Annotated in this window: 2 pseudogenes; both read left to right on the forward strand. The window is 78.0% G+C overall.

What is annotated here, in order from left to right:
• A pseudogene (locus SCWH03_RS29530) lies at positions 1–97 on the forward strand (SigE family RNA polymerase sigma factor); the annotation flags it as partial.
• A pseudogene (locus SCWH03_RS29735) lies at positions 94–386 on the forward strand (hypothetical protein); the annotation flags it as partial. The pseudogenes SCWH03_RS29530 and SCWH03_RS29735, both read left to right, overlap by 4 nt.

The following is a 386-nucleotide window of genomic DNA, read 5'->3' on the forward strand; positions in this document are numbered from 1 at the left end:
GGTCGCCAAGACGCTCGGTATATCGCTCGGCTCGGTGAAGGCGTACGGTTCACGCGGCATCGCGGCGCTCCGCGTCGCCATGGGGGCCACGGCATGACCGAGCACGAACACGGGTGGGGCCGGTGGCGGGAGTCCGGGCGCGGGCGTGACGACGCGCACGGGCCCGGGCGGGAGTTCGGGCGGTGGCCCGAGGAGCCGCGCCAGGACCTCCCGCGTGAGGCGCCCGCGCCCGGACTCCCGCCACCGGGGGAGGGCCGGGGGCAGGACCCCGCAGGGACGGTCCGGCGGCGGCCGGGCGCCGCGCGGGGCACGTCCGGTGACACGCCGGACGAGGAGCACACGACGGGGCTTTACGGGCCGGACGGGCCGTTGGACGACCGGACTGG

The sequence above is a fragment of the Streptomyces pacificus genome, from assembly GCF_011766325.1.
Classification (GTDB): domain Bacteria; phylum Actinomycetota; class Actinomycetes; order Streptomycetales; family Streptomycetaceae; genus Streptomyces; species Streptomyces pacificus.